The sequence below is a fragment of the Saccharothrix sp. BKS2 genome, from assembly GCF_047689505.1.
Taxonomy (GTDB): Bacteria; Actinomycetota; Actinomycetes; order Mycobacteriales; family Pseudonocardiaceae; genus Actinosynnema; species Actinosynnema lopnurensis.
On record NZ_JAUQOL010000025.1, the window covers coordinates 15,832 to 36,712 of the forward strand.

General features: G+C 71.9%; 19 protein-coding genes. 6 read left to right on the top strand and 13 right to left on the bottom strand.

The features are described from left to right. Nucleotides 1-34 precede the first annotated feature (34 nt). Both Q5530_RS35650 and Q5530_RS35655 read right to left on the bottom strand, forming a co-directional pair. A complete protein-coding gene (locus Q5530_RS35650; RefSeq protein ID WP_415367275.1) occupies nucleotides 35-439 on the bottom strand; it encodes a type II toxin-antitoxin system VapC family toxin in 405 nt (134 codons plus the stop codon). Then, on the bottom strand, nucleotides 432-713 hold the full coding sequence (locus Q5530_RS35655) for a type II toxin-antitoxin system Phd/YefM family antitoxin (RefSeq protein WP_415367276.1): 282 nt from the start codon (nucleotides 711-713) through the stop codon (nucleotides 432-434). The genes Q5530_RS35650 and Q5530_RS35655 overlap by 8 nt, the downstream gene beginning before the upstream one ends. 126 nt (nucleotides 714-839) lie before the next feature. On the opposite strand from Q5530_RS35655, the gene Q5530_RS35660 reads away from it, so the two are divergent. The 4 genes from Q5530_RS35660 (at nucleotide 840) to Q5530_RS35675 (ending at nucleotide 4,754) form a co-directional block, all read left to right on the top strand. After that, complete coding sequence (locus Q5530_RS35660) at nucleotides 840-1,940, top strand: ABC transporter ATP-binding protein (protein WP_415367277.1); 1,101 nt, start codon at nucleotides 840-842, stop codon at nucleotides 1,938-1,940. Nucleotides 1,941-2,101: 161 nt separating this feature from the next. Further along, complete coding sequence (locus tag Q5530_RS35665; RefSeq protein WP_415367278.1) at nucleotides 2,102-3,097, top strand: metal ABC transporter solute-binding protein, Zn/Mn family; 996 nt, start codon at nucleotides 2,102-2,104, stop codon at nucleotides 3,095-3,097. Beyond that, nucleotides 3,094-3,918 carry a metal ABC transporter ATP-binding protein gene (locus Q5530_RS35670; protein ID WP_380641381.1) on the top strand — a complete coding sequence of 275 codons (825 nt, stop codon included), beginning with the start codon at nucleotides 3,094-3,096 and terminating at the stop codon, nucleotides 3,916-3,918. The genes Q5530_RS35665 and Q5530_RS35670 overlap by 4 nt, the downstream gene beginning before the upstream one ends. After that, nucleotides 3,918-4,754 carry a metal ABC transporter permease gene (locus tag Q5530_RS35675; RefSeq protein ID WP_380641383.1) on the top strand — a complete coding sequence of 279 codons (837 nt, stop codon included), beginning with the start codon at nucleotides 3,918-3,920 and terminating at the stop codon, nucleotides 4,752-4,754. Before Q5530_RS35670 ends, Q5530_RS35675 begins: the two co-directional genes overlap by 1 nt. Nucleotides 4,755-5,068: 314 nt before the next feature. On the opposite strand, the gene Q5530_RS35680 is transcribed toward Q5530_RS35675, so the two are convergent. From Q5530_RS35680 to Q5530_RS35725, 10 genes are all read right to left on the bottom strand, one after another. Further along, nucleotides 5,069-6,457 carry a GGDEF domain-containing protein gene (locus tag Q5530_RS35680; protein WP_415367280.1) on the bottom strand — a complete coding sequence of 463 codons (1,389 nt, stop codon included), beginning with the start codon at nucleotides 6,455-6,457 and terminating at the stop codon, nucleotides 5,069-5,071. Nucleotides 6,458-6,759: 302 nt separating this feature from the next. Then, nucleotides 6,760-7,983 carry an MFS transporter gene (locus tag Q5530_RS35685; RefSeq protein ID WP_415367282.1) on the bottom strand — a complete coding sequence of 408 codons (1,224 nt, stop codon included), beginning with the start codon at nucleotides 7,981-7,983 and terminating at the stop codon, nucleotides 6,760-6,762. A gap of 362 nt (nucleotides 7,984-8,345) precedes the next feature. Beyond that, entirely contained in the window at nucleotides 8,346-9,767 is a 1,422-nt protein-coding gene (locus Q5530_RS35690; RefSeq protein ID WP_380641389.1) for an MBOAT family O-acyltransferase, read from the bottom strand. Between the two features lie 329 nt (nucleotides 9,768-10,096). Then, nucleotides 10,097-11,065, bottom strand: a complete 969-nt coding sequence (rlmB, locus tag Q5530_RS35695) for a 23S rRNA (guanosine(2251)-2'-O)-methyltransferase RlmB (protein WP_415367284.1) — start codon at nucleotides 11,063-11,065, stop codon at nucleotides 10,097-10,099. A gap of 4 nt (nucleotides 11,066-11,069) precedes the next feature. After that, on the bottom strand, nucleotides 11,070-12,467 hold the full coding sequence (gene cysS, locus Q5530_RS35700) for a cysteine--tRNA ligase (RefSeq protein ID WP_415367285.1): 1,398 nt from the start codon (nucleotides 12,465-12,467) through the stop codon (nucleotides 11,070-11,072). A 45-nt stretch (nucleotides 12,468-12,512) separates the two neighbouring features. Beyond that, nucleotides 12,513-13,124 (bottom strand): HAD family hydrolase, encoded by a 612-nt coding sequence (locus Q5530_RS35705; protein ID WP_415367287.1) that lies wholly within the window; start codon nucleotides 13,122-13,124, stop codon nucleotides 12,513-12,515. 84 nt (nucleotides 13,125-13,208) lie between these two features. Beyond that, nucleotides 13,209-13,604: a PPOX class F420-dependent oxidoreductase gene (locus Q5530_RS35710; protein ID WP_415367288.1), complete on the bottom strand. Its 396-nt coding sequence runs from the start codon at nucleotides 13,602-13,604 to the stop codon at nucleotides 13,209-13,211. 54 nt (nucleotides 13,605-13,658) lie between these two features. Beyond that, entirely contained in the window at nucleotides 13,659-14,147 is a 489-nt protein-coding gene (gene ispF, locus Q5530_RS35715) for a 2-C-methyl-D-erythritol 2,4-cyclodiphosphate synthase (RefSeq protein WP_380641399.1), read from the bottom strand. Next, nucleotides 14,144-14,845: a 2-C-methyl-D-erythritol 4-phosphate cytidylyltransferase gene (gene ispD, locus Q5530_RS35720; RefSeq protein WP_415367291.1), complete on the bottom strand. Its 702-nt coding sequence runs from the start codon at nucleotides 14,843-14,845 to the stop codon at nucleotides 14,144-14,146. Before ispD ends, ispF begins: the two co-directional genes overlap by 4 nt. Before the next feature lie 33 nt (nucleotides 14,846-14,878). After that, nucleotides 14,879-15,367: a CarD family transcriptional regulator gene (locus tag Q5530_RS35725; protein WP_012782996.1), complete on the bottom strand. Its 489-nt coding sequence runs from the start codon at nucleotides 15,365-15,367 to the stop codon at nucleotides 14,879-14,881. A gap of 349 nt (nucleotides 15,368-15,716) precedes the next feature. Between Q5530_RS35725 and Q5530_RS35730 the strand changes: the two genes are divergently transcribed. Both Q5530_RS35730 and radA read left to right on the top strand, forming a co-directional pair. Beyond that, the gene (locus Q5530_RS35730) at nucleotides 15,717-16,460 is read left to right on the top strand and encodes a hypothetical protein (protein ID WP_415367294.1); all 744 of its coding nucleotides are present in this window, start codon (nucleotides 15,717-15,719) and stop codon (nucleotides 16,458-16,460) included. Between the two features lie 431 nt (nucleotides 16,461-16,891). After that, a complete protein-coding gene (gene radA / locus Q5530_RS35735; protein WP_415367295.1) occupies nucleotides 16,892-18,259 on the top strand; it encodes a DNA repair protein RadA in 1,368 nt (455 codons plus the stop codon). A 49-nt stretch (nucleotides 18,260-18,308) separates the two neighbouring features. Here radA and otsB read toward each other — a convergent pair whose 3' ends face one another. Further along, complete coding sequence (gene otsB / locus Q5530_RS35740; RefSeq protein ID WP_415367297.1) at nucleotides 18,309-20,843, bottom strand: trehalose-phosphatase; 2,535 nt, start codon at nucleotides 20,841-20,843, stop codon at nucleotides 18,309-18,311. Nucleotides 20,844-20,881: the final 38 nt, after the last annotated feature.

A 20,881-nucleotide genomic window follows, 5' to 3' on the forward strand; every position in this document is an offset into this window, starting at 1 on the left:
GCCGCGGCGGGCCCACCGCCCCGCCGCGGCCGGTTCAGACCGCGATGACCTCGACCATCGACTCCAGCCCGAGGAAGTCCTCCGGGTTGCGGGTGTAGAGCGGCAGGTCGTGGACCGAAGCGATGGCCGCGATCATCAGGTCCGTCCTGCGCGGTCGTGGATCGCGCTTCGCTTCGAGCGTCAAGCCGACCAGGGAGCCGTACCGCGTGGCGGCCCGACCGTCGAACGGCAGCGGCTCGAACTCCACGATCGCCGCGCCGAGCTTTTCCGCGCGCGTCGCGCGGATCGCCGCTGTTTTGGCCCACCCGACGCCCTGGTGCAGTTCGGCCAGGGTGATGGAGGTCAGTTCGGGGACTTCCGGCAGCACGGCCGGGTCCAGCAGATCGAGGTCGATGTACGCGCAGGTGTCCAGCACGCCGGCCGGGCGTCGCTCAGCCACGACTGCGCTCCCACGGGTCGTCGCCGTCATCGCCGACGCGATCTTCGCCGAAGAACTCGTCCGCCTCCGCGCGCATCGCCGCGTAGTCGACCCGCGGCAACCGCTTGTGGCGCTCGACGAGCTCTTCGGCGGTGAGCCGCCGTCGGCGCGGCAGCGGGCGCACTTCCGCGACCTCCACGCCGTTGCGGGTGACGTGGAAGGTCTCACCCGCCTCCACGGCGTCCATGACGGCGGCGGAGTTGTTCCGGAACTCCCGCTGGCTGATGACCTTCACCTCCCGATTGTAGCTCCATGTGTCCCGGTGGGCTACAGCACCGAAAACTGGACCAATCCACCTGTTCCCGTAAGCGCTTGCAATCCCTAACGTTGCGGCAAAGCTTGGTAGTGAAAGGTGCGTCACATGGCAGAGGTCGCCTACGTCAAGGCGTCGCGGATCTTCCCCGGCAACCCGCCGGTCCGCGCGGTCGACGAGTTGTCCCTGGATGTCGCCGACGGCGAGTTCCTCGTCCTGGTGGGTCCGTCCGGCTCGGGCAAGTCCACCGCGCTGCGCATGCTCGCGGGTCTGGAGGACGTCGACGAGGGCGCCATCCACATCGGGGGCAAGGACGTCACCAACGTCCCGCCCAAGGGCCGCGACATCGCCATGGTGTTCCAGTCCTACGCGCTCTACCCGCACATGACCGTCGCGGAGAACATGGGCTTCGCGCTCAAGCTGCGCGGCGTGAACAAGGCCGAGATCAAGGAGAAGGTCGCCGAGGCGGCCAAGATGCTCGACCTGGGCAAGTACCTGGACCGGAAGCCGAAGGCCCTGTCCGGCGGTCAGCGCCAGCGCGTCGCGATGGGCCGCGCGATCGTGCGCGAGCCCTCCGTGTTCCTCATGGACGAGCCGCTGTCGAACCTGGACGCGAAGCTGCGCGTGGAGACCCGCGCGAACATCGCCGCCCTCCAGGCGCGGCTGGGCACCACCACGATCTACGTCACGCACGACCAGGTCGAGGCCATGACCATGGGTCACCGCGTGGCGGTGCTCAAGGACGGCCTGCTCCAGCAGTGCGACACCCCGCGCAACCTGTACGACAAGCCGGCCAACGCGTTCGTCGCGGGCTTCATGGGCTCGCCCGCCATGAACCTCAAGACCGTGCCGCTGACCGGTGAGGGCGCCAAGCTCGACGGCGTCGTGGTGCCGCTGGAGCGCCGCGCGCTGGACAGGGCCGCGGCCGAGGGCCTGTCCGAGGTCACCTTCGGCGTGCGGCCCGAGTCGCTGGGCCTGGTCTCCTCCGCCGAGCACGGCATGGAGATGGTCGTCGAGCTGGTCGAGGAGCTGGGCGCGGACGCGCTGCTGCACGGCTCGGTCCGCATCAACGGCACCCCCGAGCGGTTCGTGGTCCGCGTCGACGGCCGCACGCCGCCGACCCTGGGCCAGACGGTGAAGGTCGCCGTGCGCGACGCCGGCGAGGTCCACCTGTTCCACCCGGAGAGCGGTCTGCGCCTGACCGACTGACACCCGCGGTGCCCCGGAGGGCCGTCCCCGTTCACGCGGGGGCGGCCCTCCGGCGTGTGCGACGACACCCGGTCGGTGCGGTCCGCGGTCGCGCGGAGTTCTAAACTGAACTCGACAACGGTTTCCATTGCCTCTGGTTCGCCCAGTCGAGGAGTGCGCTGATGACGGTCCGCAACATGATGATCGGGGCGGTGGCCACCGCGACCGCCGTCGCCCTCACGGCCTGCGGCGGCGGTCAGGACACCCCCGCCGCCGAGGACGGCGGTCGGATCAAGGTCGTCGCCTCCACGAACGTGTGGGGCAGCGTGGTCGAGGCCGTCGGCGGCGACGCGGTCGAGGTCACCTCGATCATCGACGACCCGTCCGGCGACCCGCACTCCTACGAGAGCAGGCCCGCCGACGTGGCCGCGGTGCGCGACGCCCGGCTGGTGATCTTCAACGGCGGCGGGTACGACGACTTCTTCGCCACCCTGCTCGGTCCCGAGACCGAGGGCGCGAAGAAGATCGAGGCGTTCCCGATCTCCGGCAAGGCGTCGGGCCACGAGGAGCCGGGTCACGAAGAGCCGAGTCACGAGGAGCCGGGTCACGAGGAGGCCGGGGCGGCGGAGCCGACCGAGGACGGGCACGGCCACGACCACGCGGTCAACGAGCACGTCTGGTACGACTTCGAGACCGTCCACCTGGTCGCCGAGCAGGCCGCCGCCGACCTCGGCGAGATCGCCCCGCACCGGAAGGCCGAGTTCGAGACCAACGCCCGGGACTTCGGCGCGAAGCTCGACGAGCTGACCTCGGCGCTCGACGGCAAGGGCGCGGGCAAGCGGGTCCTCCAGACCGAGCCGGTCGCCCACTACCTGCTCGACGCCGCGGGCGTGGAGGACGCCACCCCCGAGTCGTTCAGCGACGCCGTGGAGGAGGAGACCGACGTGCCCGCCGCCGCGCTCGCCGAGGTGCTCGACCTGGTGACCGGCAAGCAGGTGTCCGCCCTGGTCAACAACGCGCAGACGGAGAACGCCGCCACCGGTCAGGTGGTCGAGGCGGCCCGTTCGGGCGGGGTGCCCGTGGTGGAGGTGACCGAGACGCTGCCCGAGGGCGCGACCGGCTACCTTGACTGGATGACCAAGCAGGTTGACGCCCTCGTGGGTGCGCTCGGCGCATGACCGCTCGGGGCGAGACGGCGCGGCCCACCGACCCGCCGGCGGTGGCGCTGCGCGGCGCGCGGCTGGCCTACGGCGACCGCGTGCTGTGGGAGGGCCTGGACCTGGACGTGGCGCCCGGGGAGTTCCTGGCCGTGCTCGGGCCCAACGGCTCGGGCAAGACCAGCCTCATCCGGGTGCTGCTGGGTCTCCAGCCGCTGTCCGCCGGCACCGTCCGGGTGACGGGCGGCAACCGGCGCATCGGCTACGTCCCGCAGCAGCGGGCCGTGGACACCACGCTGACCCTGCGCGCCCGCGACCTGGTCGGCTTCGGCCTGGACGGCCACGGCTGGGGCCTGGGCGTGCGCGGCCGGCACGAGCGGCGCGAGAAGGTGGACGCGGCGCTGGCCGCCGTGGGCGCCACCCGGTACGCCGACGAGCCGGTCGGCCTGCTCTCCGGCGGCGAGCAGCAGCGCCTGCGGGTGGCCCAGGCGCTGGTCGGCGACCCCGAGGTGCTGCTGTGCGACGAGCCGCTGCTCTCGCTCGACCTCGCCCACCAGCGCGTGGTCAGCGACCTGATCGACGCGCGCCGGCGGGCCGCTGGCACGGCCGTGCTGTTCGTGACCCACGAGATCAACCCGGTGCTGCCGCTGGTGGACCGGGTGCTGTACCTGGTGGAGGGCCGGTTCCGGGTCGGCACGCCCGCCGAGGTGATGACCTCGCGGGTGCTCACCGAGCTGTACCGCACGAACGTCGAGGTGGTCCGCGTGCGCGACCAGATCCACGTGGTCGGCGCGCAGCACGTGTGCGAGGACGAGCCGCACCACGTGGTGGATGAGGGTTGATGGAGAACTTCTTCGACTGGCGGCTGACCGTCGAGCTGCTGGGGTACGACTTCGTGCGCGACATGCTGGTCGCGGGCGCGGTGCTGGGCCTGGTGGCCGGGCTGATCGGCCCGCTGGTGGTCACCCGCAAGATGGCCTTCGCCGTGCACGGCACGAGCGAGCTGGCGTTCACCGGCGGCGCGGCGGCCCTGCTGCTCGGCGTGGGCGTCGGGTACGGCGCGCTGGCGGGCTCCGTGGTCGCCGCGCTGCTGCTGGGGCTGCTCAGCGGGCGCGACTCCGACCGCGACTCGGTGATCGGCGCGGTCCTGGCGTTCGGGCTGGGCCTGGGGGTGCTGTTCCAGGCCCTCTACAGCGGCCGGGCGGCCAACAAGTTCGGGTTGCTCACCGGTCAGGTGGTCAGCGTCGGCTCGACGGACCTGTGGCTGCTGATCGGCTCGTCGCTGGCGGTGCTCGCGGTGCTCGCGGTCATCTACCGGCCGCTGCACTTCGCCAGCGTGGACCCGGCGGTGGCGGTGGCGCGCGGCGTGCCGGTGCGCACGCTGACCGTGGTGTTCGCGGTGCTGGTGGGCGTGGCCACGGCGTTGAGCGTGCAGGTCGTCGGCGCGCTGCTGGTGCTGTCGCTGATGATCACGCCGGCGGCGGCCGCGGTCCGGGTCACCGCGAGCCCGGTGAGGGCCACGGTGCTGGCGGTGGTGTTCGCCGAGGTGTCCGCGGTGGGCGGGATGCTGCTGTCGCTCGCGCCCGGGGTACCCGTGAGCGTGTTCGTGACGACCGTGTCGTTCCTGATCTACCTGGTGTGCCGGCTCGCGGGCCGCAAGCGGGTGCGGGCCCAGTAGGGCGGCGGACCGGTCGCGGTATCGATTTGCTGAAAGATTCGGTTTCGAGGTTAGAAACGTCGCGAAGTGGGTACGCCTCGGGTGGGCCGACAGGCCCGAGGTGGTGACCGCGCTGGAACGAGCGTTCCATGACTCCGACGCTGAGGTGCCGGCACGCGCGCGGCAGGCCCTGGGGAAGGGCGGCTGACCGCGCCCCGCGCCGTGTCCCGGAACGAACCCCGACCTCGACGCGGACCCTGACCGGGGTGCCGACGCAGACCTCGACGCCGACCCACCCCCGGACCGGGCTCCGGCCAGGCCGAGCGGGTGACGTCTCAGGCCGAGCGGGTGACCTCGGCCTGCGCCTCGCCCACCGGCTCGTCCAGCCGGGGCGCGGGCAGCAGCCGGACCTCGCCCGCGGCCACGCGCACCTGGTTGCGGCCGTTCTCCTTGGCCGTGTAGAGCGCGGCGTCGGCGCAGTGCTGGGCGTCCGCGAGGTGGTCGCCGTGCTCGGGCAGCACGGCCACGCCGATGGACGCCGAGATGGCGCCCACGTCCTGGTCACCGCCGATCGAGGGCAGGTTCCGGCCCCGCAGGGTGACCGTGTTGCGGTACTTGTCGGTGGTCACCACGGACATCTCGCCGATCGCCTCGCGCACCCGTTCCGCTATGGCGGTGCCCTGCGCGAGACCGGTGTCGGCGAGCACCACGACGAACTCCTCGCCGCCGTCGCGCCCGGCCACGTCGCCCGGCCGCAGCTTCTCCCGCAGTATCCGGCCGACCTCGGCCAGCACGGCGTTGCCCGCCGGGTGGCCCCAGGTGTCGTTGATCCGCTTGAAGTGGTCCAGGTCGATGGCGAGCACGGTCACCGGCTTGTTGTCGTGCCGGCAGCGCTCGGTGAGCCGGTTGGCGTACTCGGCCAGGCCGTTGGTGTTGAGCAGCCCGGTCCGGTAGTCGGTGTGCGCGTCCTCGGTGAGCCGGGCGTGCAGCTGCTCCTGCTCGCGCAGCAGCCGCTCCAGGTGCGCCCGGCGCTCGGCGGCGTGGTAGAGCAGCGAGTTGACCAGGATCACCGGGAACACCAGCAGCAGCGGGCCCACCCAGTGCGTGGTCATCAGCATGCCGAGCATGACGCCCGCGCCGAGCGTGGACAGCTCCAGCATGTTGTCCGCCCGCGAGCCCAGGAACTCCTGGATCCGGGTGTGCGGGGTGACGATCTTCAGCGCGATGGCGATGTTCATGCCCTGCGCGCCCCAGTTGACCACCGCGGCGGTCATCAGCACCAGCACCAGGCCGAGGTCGGGCACCACCCGGCCGGTCGAGCCCAGGGACACGCCGGACAGGTGCACGACGGCCCAGGCCAGCATGGTGCCGCCGAGGATGCTCGCCGAGGAGAACATGAACCGGTGGGGCTGCCGCCGCGCGATCGGCTGGATCAGGATGCGCATCCAGATCGTCGCCAGCACGGCCAGCGCGCCGGGCAGCGCGATGGCGGCGGCGAACGTCCAGACGGACGTGAGGTCGATGTGCGGGCCGGCCGATTCGTCGCGGCGCGATTCCTCCGCCCGCCACACGACCATCAGGTGCACGGTGATCGCGAACATCACCGCGGCGAACCGCAGCCAATCGGCGTCCTGAATCGTGCCGAGCGTGGTCAGCAGCCAAATGGCGGCAGCGGCTACGGCCGATTCGACGACCAGGAAGTAGGCCAGGGCGGCGGGTCGCAACGACCACAGGTCCCAGTTCCGAATCGAGGTCCAGCCGACTGCCCCAGACGCCTTGCGGTCAGTCAAACTGTTCTTCACCACGACCCCCTACCCTCTGCGCGGCGCCACGTGGCGAACGCCGTTCGCAGCCGCACGCCGGTGCCCGGGACGCGTTCCGAGGAGGTGTTCGCCATGCGCAACCGCGACATGTGATCCACCTTCCCGTCACCGGACCGAGTGTTCACCGTACGTGCCCGCTGCCTAGCGGGCCGCAGCCGAGGGGCCCTTCATGTTTGACAATCGCGATATGTGATGACTCCGTTTCAGATCGCCACCGCTTCGGGGTCGTGCCGGTTGCGCGCCCGACGCCAGGCTACGGTCGCCTGGGTGGCCAGGAGCAGTCCGATGCCACCCGCTCCCGCGATGGTCGCGGTCACGGACCCGATCGAGTGCGCCACGACACCGGCCAAGGCCATGCCGCCGCCCTGCGAGGACCGCAGCGCGGCCCGGCCGATGCCGTACGCCCTACCGCGGTAGGCGTCGGGCAGGATGCGCATCCACGCCGCTCGCGCGGGCGTGTGGTACGCACCGGCCATACCGGCGATGACCAGCAGCGCGATGGTCCAGGTCAGGTTCGGGTCGAGCGCGAACATGACCAGCGGGGCCAGGGACAGTATGGCGAGCGGCCCGATCAGCCGCTCGCGTTTCGCCGGATCGCGCACCACCCGGAAGAGGACCGCCACACCCAGGACGTTCGCGGCGGGCTCGATGGCGAGGATCAGGCCGACCGCCCACACGGCGTCCAGGCTCGCCGCCAGGGGCACGGCGAGTCCCTCGGGGACCATGGCGAGTCCGGCCAGCAGGCGCATGCCCATCAGGCTGCGCAGCCGGGGTTCGGTGACCAGGAGAGTGAACGCGCCTCTGGGGCCTTCGGGGTCCCGCTGCGAGCCGAGCGGGTCCGCGGCCGGCCGGTGCCGCACCGACACCTGCACCAGGACCGCCACCCACACGAACGTCGCCGCGTTGATGCCCAGCGCGACCTGCGGACCGGCCCCGATCACCAGGAAGCCCGCCGCCGCCAGGCCCACCATCTGCGCCACGTCCACCGACGTGCCGAACAGCGCCACGCCGTCGTCGTAGCGCTTGTCCGGCAGCACGGTCGGCAGGCTCGCCTCCTGGGCCGCCAGGAACGGCGTCGCGATCATCAGGACCACGACCAGCAGCACGACCATGAGCCACAGCGGCACGCCGGGCACGGCCATGAGCGCCATCAGGACGGCTTGGAGCCACGCGCAGCACACCATCACGGTGCGGCGGGGGAACCGGTCCGCGACCCAGCCGAGCAGCGGGCCGGAGATCAGCGGCGGGAACAGCGTCAACGACCAGGTGAGGGCGGTCCAGGCGGCCGACTGGGTCCGTTCGAACACCAGCAGGGACAGGGCCACGGCCGCGAGCTGGTCGCCCACGGTGGACACCGTCGAGCCGATCCACATGCCGCGGAACTCGCGGTTGCCCACGAGTGCGCGGATGGTTCCCCCGGAAGTCACGAGCGCTCCAGGTCGGTCGGCCCCGATGAGTGAGTCACGTTACCCCCACCCGAAGTAACAATTCCCTCGGTCAGCACGGTAGAAGCTGTTGGATCTGCAATCTCTGTCCTACCACAGTGTGTACCCGAACGGAGCAGGTCAGTTACATAAAGTAGTTACAATAGCGAAAAAACGGGCACTTATTCTTGACAGTTGACCGTAGGTGACCCAGTTGGGCAATGTTCGCCTACCCTGCGTCGAGGTGCGCCTCCATTGGGTCGGCCGGCGCTGGGCCGACCGGTCCAGCACGTTCCCGCCGTCCGCCCGGTCGGTCCGGCGCCGCCCGCGGGCAATTGTTCGGCGTGCCGAGGTCTAGTCGATCTTCAGAACTGGTAGTACAGGAACGGGCTGAAGGTTCCGCTCGCGACCAGGATCGCCGCGTACGCCACCCCGACCGTCATCAACGACACCCTAGCGGCTTTGGCGATCTTCGCGCGAGAGGACTCGAGGTAGGGACCGGTCACGGGTTCGCTCGGCATAACGACGACCGCCAGTGCCACCAGGAGCAGAACAATGCGCTGATTGGTCGCCGCCGCGCTCACGGCCTCGGTCAGCCCGTGGAAATCCGGCAACAACAGGTGGCCGATGATTGTGAACGCCGTACCGAGGTCGGGCGACCGGAAGAACACCCACCCGATAACGACCAGCACCGTGGTCAAGGCCCTGCGGGCAATTCGGGCCCCCGTCGCCGAGGGGGCGGATTCCCACCCGAATCGGCGCTCCACCACCAGCAGCGCGCCGTGGAACACGCCCCAAACCAGGAACGTCCAGTTCGCGCCGTGCCAGAAACCGGTGAGCACGAAAACGATCGACAGGTTCCGGTAGGTCTGGAGGGCGCCGCCGCGGTTGCCGCCCAGCGGGATGTAGACGTAGTCGCGGAACCAGCGGGACAGCGACATGTGCCACCGCCGCCAGAACTCCGTCACGGTCACCGAGGAGTACGGGCGCGCGAAGTTCTCCGGCAGCCGGAACCCCAGCATCCGACCCAGCCCGATCGCCATGTCGGAGTAGCCGGAGAAGTCGAAGTACAGCTGGAGCGTGTAGCCGATCGCGCCCAGCCAGGCCACCGCCGTGGTCATCTGGTCGGCCGGGGTGGCGAAGCAGGCGTCCACCATCGGCGCCAGCGAATCGGCGATGATCACCTTCTTGCACAGGCCCAGCGCGAACCGGGGGAAACCGGCGGCGATGTCGTCCAGGCGGTGCGTGCGGGGCTGCGGCAGCTGGTCGGCGATCTCCCGGAACCGCACGATCGGGCCTGCCACGAGCTGGGGGAACATCGCGATGTAGGTGATGAACGCGACCGGGTCGCGCAGCGCCGGGCGCTCGCCGCGGTAGACGTCCACCACGTAGGAGATGTGGTGGAAGGTGTAGAAGGAGATGCCGATCGGCAGGGCCAGCTCCACCACCGGCAGGTCGGCCCCCACCACCGAGGCGATGTCGTGCAGCTGCCGGCTGGCGAACCCGGCGTACTTCCACACCAGCAGCACCGCCAGGTCCACCGCGACCGTGCCGACCAGCACCAGTCGCCGGTCACCGCGGCTGCCCGGCTCCAACCGCAGCCCGGCCAGGTAGTTGACCACCATGCACCCGAGCAGCAGCAGCGTCGTGCCGCCCGCCCCGGACACGTAGAACAGCAGGCTCGCCACGGCGACCACGGCGTTGCGCCGGTTCCTGGGTGCGACGAGGACGGCCGCGAGCACGACCGGCAGGAAGAACCACAGGAACAGGGGCGTGGCGAAGGACATCGCCGCAAACTCTAACCGCCGCACCACCACCCCGAAGCGGAACCACTCACATCACAACCCGAGCCCCCGCCCAGGCCCACCAGAACCCCCAACCCACCCGACCCGAACGCTCAACTCGCGAGGTCTGAACGCTCAACTCACCCGACCTGAACGTACGACTCACCCGACCTGAACGTACGACTCACCCGACCTGAACGTACGACTCGCGCGGCTCGGGTGTTCGACACGCGCGCGAGTCGTACGTTCAGGACCACCGTGTCGTACGTTCGCGACACCCGAGTTCTACGTTCGGGACCGGTGAGTTGAGCGTTCGCGACTGTCGGGGCTGGTCAGGCGCGGGCGGACTGGCGGCGTCGCCTGGCCACCTCGGCCAGCACCACGCCGGCGGCCACCGAGGCGTTCAGCGACTCCACGCCGGGCGCCATCGGGATCGACACCGTCTGGTCGCACGTCTCGCGCACCAGGCGGGACAGGCCCCGCCCCTCGGAGCCCACCACGACGACCAGCGGACCGGTCGCCAGGTCGAGCCCGTCCACGTCGACCGTGCCGTCCGCGTCCAGGCCCACGACCATCAGACCCGCCTCGGCCCACTCCTTGAGCTGGCGCGTCAGGTTCGTGGCCACCGCGATCGGCAGCCGCGCCGCCGTGCCCGCGCTGGTCCGCCACGCCACCGCCGTCACGCTCGCCGACCGGCGCTGCGGCAGCACGACCCCGTGCGCCCCGAACGCCGCAGCCGACCGCACCACGGCCCCGAGGTTGCGCGGGTCCGTCACGCCGTCCAGCGCCACCAGCAGCGGCGGGTTGCCCGACTGGGCCGCCAGCTCCAGCAGGTCCCGCGGGTCGGCGTACTCGTACGGCGGCACCTGGAGCCCGAGGCCCTGGTGCATCGCGCCGCCGGTAATCCGGTCCAGCTCGCCGCGCTGCACCTCCAGCACGGAGATGCCCCGCGACGCCGCGATCTGCACCGCCTCGGTGACCCGGTCGTCGCTCTCGACGCCCAGCGCCACGTACAGCGCCGTCGCCGGGATCTCCGCCCGCAGGCACTCGACCACCGGGTTGCGCCCGGCCACGATCTCCGGCGCCGCCTCGGCCGCCCGGCGCCGCTGCGACCGCTGCTGATCGGCCTTGGCCGCGGCGTTCGCCCGCCGGTGCGCCGGGTGGTTGGGCCGGTCCGCCGCCTTGGGCGTCGGGCCCTTGCCCTGGAGACCCTTGGCGCGCTGGCCGCCGGACCCGACGACCGCGCCCTTCTTGGAACCGGGCTTGCGCATCGCGCCCCGGCGCTTGGAATTCCCTGCCACGAGGTCAGTCGTCCTTCAAAGTCCACTTCGGACCGTCGGGGGTGTCCTCGACGGCGATCCCGGCCAGCAGCAGGTGGTCGCGCAACGCGTCCGCGCGCGCGAAGTCCCGCTCCCGCCGAGCCTGCTGCCGTTCCTCCAGCAGCCGGTCAACCAGCACGGCCAGCGCCCGGCCGCCCGCACCGTCCGCGGAGGACGACGCGTCGTGCCACCGGGGTGACAGCGGGTCCAGGCCGAGCACGCCGGTCATCGCCCGCACCGACCCGGCCGCCGCACGGGCGCCCGCGTCGTCGCCCGACTCCAGCGCCGTGTTGCCCTCGCGCACCCGCCGGTGGATGGCGGCCAGCGCGCCCGGCGTGCTGACGTCGTCGTCCATCGACGTCACGAACGCCGGGGCCAGCTCGCCCGAGTCGTCCACGGCCCCGGTCCGCTCGACCACGCGCCGCAGGAACGACTCGATCCGCCGGTACGCCGAGACCGACTCGTCCAGCGCCTCCGGCGAGTACTCGATGTGCGAGCGGTAGTGCGGGCCGACGAGGTAGTAGCGCAGCTCGGGCGCGCGCACCTGCTCCAGCATCACCGGGATGGTCACGGTGTTGCCCAGCGACTTCGACATCTTCTCACCGCTGAGCGTCACCCACGCGTTGTGCATCCAGTAGCGGGCGAACCCGTCACCGGCCGCGCGCGACTGCGCCTGCTCGTTCTCGTGGTGCGGGAAGATCAGGTCGATGCCGCCGCCGTGGATGTCGAACGTGCCGCCCAGGTACGCGGTCGCCATCGCCGAGCACTCCAGGTGCCAGCCCGGCCGGCCGGGGCCCCACGGCGTCGGCCACGACGGCTCGCCCGGCTTGGCGGCCTTCCACAGCGTGAAGTCGCGCGGGTCGCGCTTGCAGGTCGCCGCCCACTCGCCCTGCGACACCTCGTCCAGCTTCTGCCCGGACAGCGCCCCGTACTCGGGGAACGAGGTCACCGAGAAGTACACGTCGCCCTCGGCGGCGTACGCGTGGCCCTTCTCGATCAGCCGGTCCATCAGCTCGACCATCTGCGTCATGTGCCCGGTGGCGCGCGGCGCGTACGTCGGGGGCAGGCAGCCCAGCGCGTCGTAGGCGGCCTCGAACGCCCGCTCGTGCCGGTACGCCCAGTCCCACCAGGCCGCGTCGTTCTCCCCGGCCTTGGTCAGGATCTTGTCGTCGATGTCGGTGACGTTGCGCACCAGGTGCACGGTCGACCCGTCGCGGGCCAACCAGCGGCGCAGCACGTCGAAGTTCAGGCCGCTGCGCACGTGGCCGATGTGCGGAACGCCCTGCACGGTGGCCCCACACACGTAGATCGACGCCGTTCCGCTGACCTGCGGGACGAACTCCCGCATCGACCGGGTCGCGGTGTCGAAGAGGTGGAGGCTCACACGCGAATGGTACGGGCGTTGGCCAGGGGGTATTGCACCGGCTGGTCAGGTGTGCTTGCGCAGCGCCCGCAGCAGTGCGTCCGGCCGCGCCGAGGTCGGCCGCGGTTCCACGATCTCCACCGCGCACCCGATCGCCGCCGCGCCGCCGTCGGCCTCCGGGCTGTCGCCGATCATCAGCGCCTCGGACGGGTGCACGCCGAGCCGGTCGCAGGCGACCCGGAACAGCTTCGGGTCCGGCTTGGCGAACCCCTCCTGGTAGGACAGCACGTACTCGTCCACGCGGTGCTCGACGCCGTGACGTGCGAAGACGGGGCGGATGTCCCACGCGATGTTGCTCACCACCGCGGTGGGCAGCTCGGTGCCCAGCGCCTGCGCCGCGTCGGGGTAGGGCTGCCAGAACGCCGGGCTGAGCAGGTTCTCGTAGAACCCGACCGGGTCCGCCGCGCCGGCCCCCGCGAGCACCGCGAGGTGCAGTTCGCGGTGCGCCACCGGATCGAGGTCGCGGCGCTCCCACTCGGCCTCGTCGACGTCGAGCCCCTCGGCCACGCCGACCGGCGCGGTGAGCGCGCGCATCAGCTCGTCGTGCGCGGTGAGCGAGTCGTGCTCCAGGCGGAACAGGGTGCCCGAGAAGTCGAAGAGGACGGCACGGATGGTCACCCGATCACGCTACGAGGTCTGGACCACACTTGGGAAAAACCGAGACCAGTCTCACCGGTCGGACCACGGCGCCGGACCACGGCGCTAGACCGCGTTGCCGGTGACCTTCGTCGGCGTCAGGCGCAGCACCACGCGCACCTTGCCCGGCCGGTCCTGCGGGAACTCCTGGCCGTCGTACTTGTGCGACAGGTCGTTGGCCAGCCGGCGGCCCACGTCCTCGGTGATCGTCACCGTGCCGCGGACCTCCGCGTACACCTGCGGGTCGGCGCCGCTCCAGATGCTCACGCTGGCCCGCGGGTCGCGGGTCAGGTTCACCGCCTTCGCCCGGTCCCGCAGGGTGGTGAACAGCAGGTCGTCGCCGTCGCGCGTCACCCACACCACCGAGGACTGAGGGCTGCCGTCCGGGTTCGTCGTCGCCATCACGGCGAAGTTGGGCTCGTCGACGAGGGCGCGCGTGACCGGGCTGAGGGTGACCGCCATGTCGATCACAGTACTGGCCGCCGGCCGCGCGTCGAGGGGCCGAAAGCCGCGTCTTCAGGCGTCCAGCGGCACCAGCAGGGCGGTCGCCACGGCGGCGATGCCCTCGCCGCGCCCGGTCAGCCCCAGGCCGTCCGTGGTCGTGCCGCTCACCGACACCGGCCCGCCGACGGCCGCCGACAGCACCTCCTGTGCCTCCTCGCGGCGCTTGCCGACCTTGGGCGCGTTGCCGATGACCTGCACCGCCGCGTTGCCCACCCGGTAGCCGGCCCCGGTCAGCAACCGGCGCACCTCGGCCAGGAAGTCCACCCCGTGCCGCCCGGACCACCTCGGGTCGCTCGTGCCGAACACCGCGCCCAGGTCGCCCAGCCCGGCGGCCGACAGCAGCGCGTCGCACAGGGCGTGCGCGGCCACGTCGCCGTCCGAGTGCCCGGCGCAGCCGTCCACGCCCTCCCAGCGCAGCCCGACCAGCCAGCACTCGCGGCCCGCCTCGACCTGGTGCACGTCCGTGCCGATGCCCACCCTGGGGATCGCGGGGGTCGTCACCGGGCTCCTCCACCGGACCGGGCCAGCAGCGCCTCGGCCACCGCCAGGTCGAACCTCGTCGTGACCTTCATCGCGTCCTGGTGGCCCGGCACCGTGACGACCGGCACGCCGAGCCGCTCCACCAGGCCCGCGTCGTCGGTCGCGCGCAGGCCAGACCCGTGCGCCCGCAGCAGCACGCGCGCGTCGAAGCCCTGAGGGGTCTGCACCACCCGCAGCAACGCCCGATCGGGTGTGGCGACCACCACGCCGTCGGCGTCGACCTGCTTCACCGTGTCCGCGACCGGCAGCACCGGGATCACCGCCGGGTGACCCGCGGCGACCGCGTCGACCACCGCCCGCACCACCTCGGGAGGGGTGAACGCCCGCGCGGCGTCGTGGACCAGGACGATCGAGGTGTCGGGTATCTCACGCAACGCGTGCTCCAGCGCCAGGCGGACCGAGTCCGACCGCTCGGCGCCACCGGCCACGACGTGCACCGCCCCGCCGGCCTGGGCCAACGGGGCGGTGCACGCGTTCACGGTGTCTACATCGGACGGGGGCGCGGCGATCACCACGTGCCCCACGCGACCGGATGCCAGGAGACCGCGCACCGCACGGACCAGCAGCGGAACGCCGTCGACCGGGACCAGCGCCTTGGGCATGCCGAAGCCCAACCGCTCACCCCGGCCCGCCGCGGGCACGAGCGCGACCACACCCATGTTCGCGGCTTCCCGAGTTCTTCCCTGGAACGATCAGGACGCGGTGGCGAGGACCTCGTCGAGGAGCACCTCGGCCTTGTCCTCGTCGGTGCCCTCGGCCAGCGCCAGTTCACTGACCAGTATCTGTCGAGCCTTCGCCAGCATCCGCTTCTCACCAGCGGACAGACCGCGATCCTTCTCGCGCCGCCAGAGGTCTCGCACCACTTCGGCCACCTTGTTCACATCGCCCGAGGCGAGCTTCTCCAGGTTGGCCTTGTACCGCCGGGACCAGTTGGTCGGCTCCTCCGTGTGGGGAGCACGCAAGACCTCGAAGACCTTGTCGAGACCCTCCTGGCCGACGACGTCGCGCACGCCCACGATCTCGGCGTTGTCGGCGGGGACGCGGACCGTGAGGTCGCCCTGGGCAACCTTGAGGACGAGGTACTTCTTCTCCTCGCCCTTGATCACGCGGGTCTCGATTGCTTCGATGAGGGCGGCACCGTGGTGCGGGTAGACGACGGTCTCTCCGACCTTGAAAACCATGTGTCCTCTGCCCCTTTCGCTAACCCCATCCTAACACGCCGAGCAATCCCCTCTTCGGCGTCCGGAGATCGGTTCGCGCTGGTCAGGGTCACGCAGAGGGTTGACAAATCACCCGGTCGCATGCAACGCCCGAGGTCGATCTTGCTCCACAGTGGACGGGTGATCACCCCTGCGGGGCACCACGTGCCGCCGACTCCGCGCCGTCCCGTTAGGCTCCCCGACTGTGTGGTCGCGCCGCTCAGCACCGGCTCTACCGGGTGCGACCCGCCTCGTCAGCAGACCGGGAAGGATCCGAGCAGCCGTGGGTCGCGCACACCAGAAGTCCCCAGCGCCTCGTCGTCTGGCCGTCGTGGCCGCGCTGGCGGCGGGCCTCGGCCTGGTCGCCGCAGGTTGCAGCGCAGGTCAGATCACGCAGACCGACACGCAGGTCGCGGCGGTGAACGGCGCGAGCGGTGACGTGGGTCTCGTCTCGGTCCGCGACGCGCAGCTGCTGTTCCCGGTCGAGCACGGCCTCTACGAGGAGGGCGATGACGCGCCGATCTCCCTGCTGATCGCCAACAACAGCGGTGAGGCCGACAAGCTGCTGGCCGTGACCAGCGATTCCTCCGAGCCCGCCGAGATCACCGGCGACACGCTGCTGGAGGGCACCTCGTCGATCCTGGTGGAGGCAGAGGAGGGCCAGTCGGGCAGCCACTCCAGCACCACCGCCTCGGCCGGCCGGACCGGTTCGTCCACCCCGTCGGGTTCGTCCTCGCCGTCCGTGACGAGCACCACGTCCCCGTCCGGGTCGTCCTCGGTGACCGGCACCACGACGCCGACCTCGGGCAGCAGCGCCACCACGACCACCAAGGCCGACAGCGCCTCGCAGTCGAACAACATGCCGACGACGCCGACCAAGCTCCCGTCGTCGGTCGACCCGACCGAGCCGGGGCTGGCCAAGATCGTGCTGAAGGGCCTGACGAAGCAGCTGCGGCCGGGGCAGACGATCCGGGTGACGTTCCTGTTCGAGAAGGCCGGCGAGCTCACGCTGGAGTTGCCGATCGGCGCCTCGCCCGAGCCGCGCCCGGCCGGCGAGTCCTCCGGCGGTCACTGAGCCGGTCGAGGCCGCACCGGACGGCTGAACGCTTCGCAGGGGTCCCCGCCAGGGGACCCCTGCTTTTATTTTGCCCGCCGGCACCGACAATTTCGCAGGTTGAGTGGTGGCCTGTGGACAACTCCGCCAGCGGGGTCATTGCTACCCATTCCGGTTGTTGTTCGCTGATTGCCGCTGGCTGCCGCTGCCGCTGGCTGCCGCTGCTGGCGCTGGCGCTGCCTGTTGGCCGCTGGCCGCTGGCCGCTGCCGCTGGCCGCTGGCGCTGGCTGCCGCTGTTCGCTGGCCGCCGCCGGTTGGCCCCCACCCCGCCCGGCCACGGTCCTGGCACGGCCAGCCCGCTGCCCCGGCCCACCCAGGCCCACCGCCCACCAGCCCGGCCGCCCGCCAGCCCACCCCGGAACTGTCGGTGGTCCCGGTTAACCTCCGACACCGTGGCGAAAACAGCACGGGTGGCCAAGCCCACGTACCGGTGCGCCGAGTGCGGGCACGAGGTGGCCAAGTGGGTGGGCCGCTGCCCCGAGTGCCAAGCCTGGGGCACGGTCGAGGAGCGCGGCGTCAGCCGGGCCGCCCGGGTGGTGGCCGGTGCGCCCAGCGCCCCCGCCCGCCCCATCGGCGAGGTCGACATCGAGTCCGCCCGCGCCAAGCGCACCGGCGTCGACGAGCTGGACCGCGTCCTCGGCGGCGGCCTGGTGCCGGGCGCCGTCGTGCTGCTGGCCGGGGAGCCCGGCGTCGGCAAGTCGACCCTGCTGCTGGAGGTCGCCTACCAGTGGGCCGCCCGCGCCGGCTCGCCCTCCCTCTACATCACCGGCGAGGAGTCGGCGGGCCAGGTCAGGCTGCGCGCCGAGCGGACCGGCAACATCCACGGCGCCATGTACCTGGCCGCGGAGAGCGACCTCGGCGCGGTCATCGGCCAGATCGACGCCGTCGACCCCGGGGTGCTGATCGTGGACTCGGTGCAGACCATGTCCTCGCCCGAGGTGGACGGCACCCCGGGCGGCGTCACGCAGGTCCGCTCGGTCACCGCGACGCTGCTCGCCGTGGCCAAGGAGCGCTCGCTGCCGATCGTGCTGGTCGGTCACGTCACCAAGGACGGCTCGGTGGCCGGTCCCCGCGTGCTGGAGCACCTGGTGGACGTGGTCCTCCAGTTCGAGGGCGACCGCCACTCCAGCCTCCGCCTGGTCCGCGGCATCAAGAACCGGTTCGGCGCGGCCGACGAGGTGGGCTGCTTCGAGCTGCGCGACGACGGCATCGTGGGCGTGCCCGACCCCTCCGGCCTGTTCCTCAACCGCCGCGAGCACGACGTCACCGGGACGGCGGTCACCGTGGTGGTGGAGGGCAAGCGCCCGCTGCTGGGCGAGGTCCAGGCGCTGGTCACGCCGACGAACCTGCCGTCACCCCGGCGGGCGGTCAGCGGGCTCGACTCCGCCCGCGTGGCGATGGCCCTGGCCGTGCTGGAGAAGCGCGGGCGGATGGCCATGCACAACAAGGACGTGTTCACCGCCACGGTCGGCGGGATGCGGCTCACCGAGCCCGCGGTGGACCTCGCGGTGGCGCTGGCGATCGCCTCGGCCGCCACGGACACGCCGCTGCCGCACGACCTGGTGGTGGTCGGCGAGGTCGGCCTGTCGGGCGAGCTGCGCCGCGTCAACGGCGTGGGCCGCAGGCTCACCGAGGCCGCCCGCCTGGGCTACACCAAGGCACTCGTGCCGCCGGACGCCGGGCCGCTGCCGGGTGACACGCGGGCGCTCGTCGCGCACGACCTGTTCGAGGCCCTCCAGCTGCTCAAGCTCGCGAAATAGCGAACGCGCCCGGTGCGGTGGGCACCGGGCGCGTTCGTGGACGACCTGCCTACTTCGCCGCCGCCAGCAGCTGGGCGCAGCGGATCAGGCCCAGGTGGCTGTACGCCTGGGGGTGGTTGCCCAGGGAGCGCTCCGCGATGGGGTCGTACTCCTCGGGCAGCAGGCCGGTGGGTCCGGCCGCGTCGACCATCTGGGCGAACAGCTCCTCGGCCTCGGTGCGGCGGCCGGTGAGCAGGTACGCCTCGATCATCCAGGCGGCGCAGAGGTGGAAGCCGCCCTCGTCGCCGGGCAGGCCGTCGTCGCGCCGGTAGCGGTAGACGGTCGACCCCGAGCGCAGCTCGGCCTCGATGGCGGTGACGGTGGCCTGGAAGCGGTCGTCCGCCGGGTCGACCAGGCCGGTCAACCCGACGTGCAGCGACGCCGCGTCCAGGTCGTCGCCGTCGTAGGCGGTGGTGAAGGACTGGGCCTCCTCGCTCCACCCGTGCTTGAGCACGTCGCCCGCGATGGTGTCGCGCAGCACCGGCCAGGACGGGTCGACCTCGCGGTCGTAGAGCCCGGCCAGCGTCACCGCCCGGTCGAGGGTCACCCAGCACATGACCTTCGAGTAGACGTGGTGGCGCGGCGCGTGCCGCTCCTCCCAGATGCCGTGGTCGGGCTCGTGCCACCGGCGGGCGACCGCCTCGGCCATGGCCTGCACCATGCGCCAGTCCTGGTCGGTCAGCGAGCCGCGCGCGGCGGCCAGCTGCATGACCAGGTCGACCACGGGCCCGAACACGTCGAGCTGCACCTGCTGGTTGGCCAGGTTGCCCACGCGCACCGGCCGCGACCCGGCGTACCCGGGCAGCGTGTCGATGACCGCCTCGGCACCCAGCATGGTCCCCTGGAGCGTGTAGAGCGGGTGCAGGCGCTCCGGGCCGGGCAGGGTCTCCAGGACCCCGTGCAGCCACTGGAGGTACGCCTCGGCCTCGCCCAGCGACCCGACCGACACCAGCGCCTGGGCGGTCAGGGCGGCATCGCGCAGCCAGCAGTACCGGTAGTCCCAGTTGCGGATGCCGCCGAGCTCCTCGGGCAGCGAGGTGGTGGCGGCGGCCATGATCGCGCCGGTGTCGTGGTGGACCAGGCCCTTGAGGGTCAGGGCCGAGCGCAGCACCAGGTCCGACTCGACGGTGGGCAGCTTGAGCGTCGCCGCCCAGTCCGACCAGTGCGCGCCGGCGCGGGCGCGCCGCTCCGGCTCGCCCAGGGTGGCCTCGGACAGGTCGTCGGTGCCGCAGCGCAGCTCCAGCAGGATCGGCGCGCCCTCGCGGGGACGCACGACCGCGGTGGCGGTCTCCTGGAGGCCGTCGCTGCTGATCTCCCAGTCCACACCGGGGGAGCGCAGCACCATCGGCTCCGAGGTGCCCACCACGCGCAGGCCCTCGCGCTCGCGCAGCAGCCGCACCGGCACCTGCCCGAACTCCGGCCGCGGCGCGAAGGTGATCACCGCGTTGGTCGAGCCCGAGATGCGCCGCACCAGGTCGGTGCGGTGCGCGGGCACCCCGTGGTCGAGGTAGTCGGTCACCAGCAGGCGCGACCAGCGGGTCTCCACGATCATCGTGCCCGGCACGTACCGCTGGCCCAGGGGCAGCGAGCCGTGCTCCGGCTTGATCGAGAAGTGGCCCGCGGACGGCCCGCCGAGCAGGTCGGCGAACACCGCCGCCGAGTCCGGCTCCGGGTGGCACAGCCAGTTCACCCGGGCATCCGGCGTCAGCAGCGCCACCGACCGCTCGTTGGACAGCATGGTCATGCGCTCGATCGGCACCGCCTGGTCGCCGTGCAACCAGGCACGCCGCTCCTCCAGCAGGAACGCCAGCACCGTGGCCACGTCCAGCGTGTCGGAGACGAAGTACTCGGCCAGCGACTCGCCCTCGCCGACCTTGATGCCCACGTCGGGGCCGGTCAGCCGGGCGAACGCCTTCTCGTCGGTGACGTCGTCGCCGACGAAGACGGCCGCGGTCGCCGACGCGCGGTGCCGCAGCACGTCCAGGGCGTGGCCCTTGTCGGTCTGCACCACGGCCAGCTCGATCACGGCCTTGCCCTCGGTGACCTGCACGCCGTCCCAGGTGGCCGGACCGGTGCGCACGGCGTCGAGCACCCGTTCACCCACGGTCGGGTCGGCGCGGCGGACGTGCACCGCGATGCTGGCGGGCTTCACCTCCAGACCGACGCCCTCCTGGCCGGCGACGACCTCCTCCAGGGCGGTTTCCAGGCGGCGGTGCAGGGCCCGCGCGTCGGCGTCGAGGGCGTGCACGAAGCCGACGTCGAACTCGGAGCCGTGCGAGCCGACCAGGTGCACCTCGGACGGCAGGCGCGAGAGTGTTGCCAGGTCGCGCAGCGCGCGCCCGGAGATCACCGCGGTCGTCGTCTCGTGCAGACCGGCCAGCGAGCGCAGCGCGCCCACCGACTCGGGCAGCGGACGGGCGTCCTCGGGGTTGGCCACGATCGGAGCCAATGTCCCGTCGTAGTCGCAGGCGACCAGCAGGCGCGGTGTACGAGCCAGCTGCACGATCGCACGGCGAAGTTCGGCGGGGAGGGCCTCGGCGGTCAACGCCCCTCCTCAATGCTCGGTGGGACAGGTAAGGTATC

Coding starts and splice junctions, on each gene's coding strand:
- Q5530_RS35660 (WP_415367277.1), top strand. CDS start 840: ATGGCAGAGGTCGCCTACGTCAAGGCGTCGCGGATCTTCCCCGGCAAC.
- Q5530_RS35665 (WP_415367278.1), top strand. CDS start 2,102: ATGACGGTCCGCAACATGATGATCGGGGCGGTGGCCACCGCGACCGCC.
- Q5530_RS35670 (WP_380641381.1), top strand. CDS start 3,094: ATGACCGCTCGGGGCGAGACGGCGCGGCCCACCGACCCGCCGGCGGTG.
- Q5530_RS35675 (WP_380641383.1), top strand. CDS start 3,918: ATGGAGAACTTCTTCGACTGGCGGCTGACCGTCGAGCTGCTGGGGTAC.
- Q5530_RS35690 (WP_380641389.1), bottom strand. CDS start 9,767: ATGTCCTTCGCCACGCCCCTGTTCCTGTGGTTCTTCCTGCCGGTCGTG.
- Q5530_RS35710 (WP_415367288.1), bottom strand. CDS start 13,604: ATGGCGGTCACCCTCAGCCCGGTCACGCGCGCCCTCGTCGACGAGCCC.
- ispD (WP_415367291.1), bottom strand. CDS start 14,845: ATGGGTGTGGTCGCGCTCGTGCCCGCGGCGGGCCGGGGTGAGCGGTTG.
- Q5530_RS35725 (WP_012782996.1), bottom strand. CDS start 15,367: ATGGTTTTCAAGGTCGGAGAGACCGTCGTCTACCCGCACCACGGTGCC.